At 57.1% G+C, this 2,906-nt stretch carries 3 protein-coding genes; 2 read left to right on the top strand and 1 reads right to left on the bottom strand.

Annotation, left to right across the window (positions count from 1 at the left end):
- Positions 1-1,164 (top strand): P-loop ATPase, Sll1717 family (locus AC1DT2_RS19695; protein WP_477298165.1); only part of this gene is annotated, 1,164 nt, incomplete at its 5' end.
- 266 nt (positions 1,165-1,430) lie between these two features.
- Here AC1DT2_RS19695 and AC1DT2_RS19690 read toward each other — a convergent pair.
- The gene (locus tag AC1DT2_RS19690; RefSeq protein ID WP_477298163.1) at positions 1,431-1,598 is read right to left on the bottom strand and encodes a hypothetical protein; all 168 of its coding nucleotides are present in this window, start codon (positions 1,596-1,598) and stop codon (positions 1,431-1,433) included.
- A 298-nt stretch (positions 1,599-1,896) separates the two neighbouring features.
- On the opposite strand from AC1DT2_RS19690, the gene AC1DT2_RS19685 reads away from it, so the two are divergent.
- Positions 1,897-2,906: toxin-antitoxin system YwqK family antitoxin (locus AC1DT2_RS19685; RefSeq protein ID WP_477298162.1), on the top strand; the 1,010-nt coding region annotated here is incomplete at its 3' end.

Here is a 2,906-nt window from a genome sequence, read left to right as displayed (position 1 = left end):
AAGTTGACGCTTTATCGGCCAAGAGACGTCATCGGCCTGCTCAATACAGCCTTTTACCAGGCTCAGCGGCAGAGCAGAACGACGCTCATCGAGGAAGATTTCCTACACTCGTCAAAGCAGATCTCGCTGACCCGTTACGATGACCTTCGGAAAGAGTACGAATCAGTTTTACCTGGAATCAGCTTGCTCACGAAGGCCTTTGCCGCCGGCAACGCAAAGGTTACATGGGGAGAGGCCGCGGATCTGTTAGGCGCTTCGATGGCCAACGATAGCCTTGACGAGCAAATCGCCCAGCACTTTCAAATACTCGGAACTCCGGACGAGGCGATCCGAGCTCTATACGGCATCGGATTTTTCGGACTTTTCGACAAGCAACATGGGAACTTCGTCTTTTCTCACGACGGCAAGCGACCGGATCGGCAGTTTTCACCATCCGACGTGCTGATGGTCCATCCCTGCTATTGGCCGGCCCTAAATCTCGAACATGGTGATCTCGACCAGGACGACGCCGAAGAAATCTACGACGAATACGAAATCACCATCGCATCGCAAAGTGGTGAGCAGCGGTCCCGTCTGCTTGGGCAGCTCATCACTGAACTTCGGAACATACCCAGCGGCACCGAGGGTGCATCTCAATTTGAAGACTGGTGCAAGCGGGCTGTGGAAATCGCCTTTGCACGACAGCTGACCAATGTCCAACTCAAACCGAATGCGGCCTCCACCCAAAGACGCGACCTCGTTGCAACTAACCAGGCTCTTTCGGGATTTTGGAAAAGGATTCTCAAAGATTATTCCACGCGGCAGGTCATCTTCGAAATGAAGAACTACGAATCCGTCGGCGTGGATGAGTACCGACAGGTGTTTTCCTACCTCGGAAAGGAGTACGGCAAACTCGCATTCATCGTTTGTCGAGACACCCAGCAGGGCCTTTCGAAAGACCGGGAGCTTGACGCGTTCAGAGAGTTTTACAATAAGGGTGTTTTGGTACTCAAGCTTACGGCTCAGTCACTCGTAAGCATCCTTTCGAAGCTGCGCAGTCCTGAGAAATTCGATGCGGGAAATAAATTGCTCGAGTCAATCTTGGATACTTCAATTCGAATGTACGCAAATGGCCAGACCGACGGAGAGGTACGTAAGGCGGACAAGAAGTCGCGTCGGCGTTAGAAGTTGCCGCTTTCCCTGAATCAGCGGACATATGCCCGCACTCTTCTCGGCAGATGGATGGCGGTGTCACGCGAGCAGTCGACAGGACTTTCCGGTTTGTGGGAAGTCGCAAGCGGTTTCGTCGCTGTGCGCCCGAGCGTCGTTTATCGGTCCGCGCCCTGTGCTGATCGGTGCCACATGGCCGTCCCTTACGGATTTTCGATTGTCGGATTTCCCCTACAGACGCGTCGACGAAGGTCCCTTTGTCGCCCCCCCATTAGCTAGTGTCAACCATAACCCGAGGTCGCCGGATCGTTTTGCTGCCTAAACCCGGCGGGCGTCAAGGTCATGCGGGTGATGGTGTTGCCGGCGCCCTCGTAACCCAGTGCGTAGGACGAGGCGTCGGTCGACACCGCAATGGCGCCATTGACCAACTGGCCAGCGGAGACCAACACGCGGCTGTCGCCATCGTAGGTGTACCAGGCGTCCTTGGTGGTGCCACCCCAATAACAGAATCCCGTGACGTAACTGGGGAGAGGAATGCTCCGATGTACAGGCGGAACGCGCGAGGGCCGCTAAAGTTCGCGCACACGCTGCCGATACACGTCTCTGCAACTCATGGAGCAGGAACGCAAGATGGCGAAGGCCCGACGGAGCAAACCAGGACATCTTCTTAAGTTCCCTGCCATCGGCTATCCGGACCACCGCCTCTCAACACGCGTCATCCGAAGCGCTCGAAAACAAGGACCAGCCATGACCTACCGTCTTCCCAAAGTGGGGGTCACTGCCCTCGCCTTCGCATGCCTCGCCGCCTGCGGCCACAATGAGCTCGACTCACGCCAGCTCGACTTCAACCAGGGACTGGCCTACAAGCACGGCAGCACCGAGCCCTTTGACGGGGATGCGGCATACGTCGACGCTATTCCCGCCGACATCGCCGCAACGTGGGACAAGAAAGTCGGCGCCATCAATGGCGCACCCGGCCACTCAGCCCTCGCGCGCTGCGTCGTGCACTTTGAGAAGGGACTGTCGGCAGGTCCGTCGCGATGCTACGGGTCCGGCAACAAGCTGGCCCTTGAACTGTCACGGAAAGACGAACGGCTCGATGGCGACATGGTCATCTACAACACGCAGTCCGGTGAAAAGGTCGAGTCTCTGCACTACGAGGGCGGCAACCTTGAGGGCACGGTCACCCGCTACACCTGGGACGGCAAGCAGATGGTGTGGGAGGCGCATTTCGAACACGACGTCCTGAACGGACGCCTGCGCAGCTGGACGCCAGACGGTGTGGCCCTGACCGACGCCACCTGGAAAGAAGGGAATTTACGCGACGGCCACTACTCGGACGGCGTCGTTTCATATGACGTGCGCGATGGACTCAAGGAAGGCCCGTTCTCGGACGTCGACAGTCACGGAAAGACCGTCGTCAAAGGCGCGTTCAAGGCGGGCCGAAAGACCGGTCACTGGAGCTATCTGGACGAGAACGCCAACCAAGTGGTCGCGACCGTCGTGGAACCGATGTCAGCAACGCTGCCGGACAATTTCAAGCTCTACGGCTATTTCACCAGGGCAGAAATTGACTGGAACGATGACGCCATCGAGGGCCGCATTCAGGGCTTTATCGACGGCAAGTTGAACTTCGACTTCGGCATCAAGAACAATGTTCTCGACGGCCCTGCCAAGTACGTGTCCAACGTTAAAAATTTGCTTGTTGAGCGCGACTTCGACGCTGGTCATCCCAAGGGAGCGGAAACACCTACGGC

It is taken from the genome of Luteibacter sp. P4_E6 (assembly GCF_056401535.1).
The sequence above is the reverse complement of the archived record's forward strand: the minus strand, read 5'-3'. Positions and strand labels throughout refer to the sequence as shown.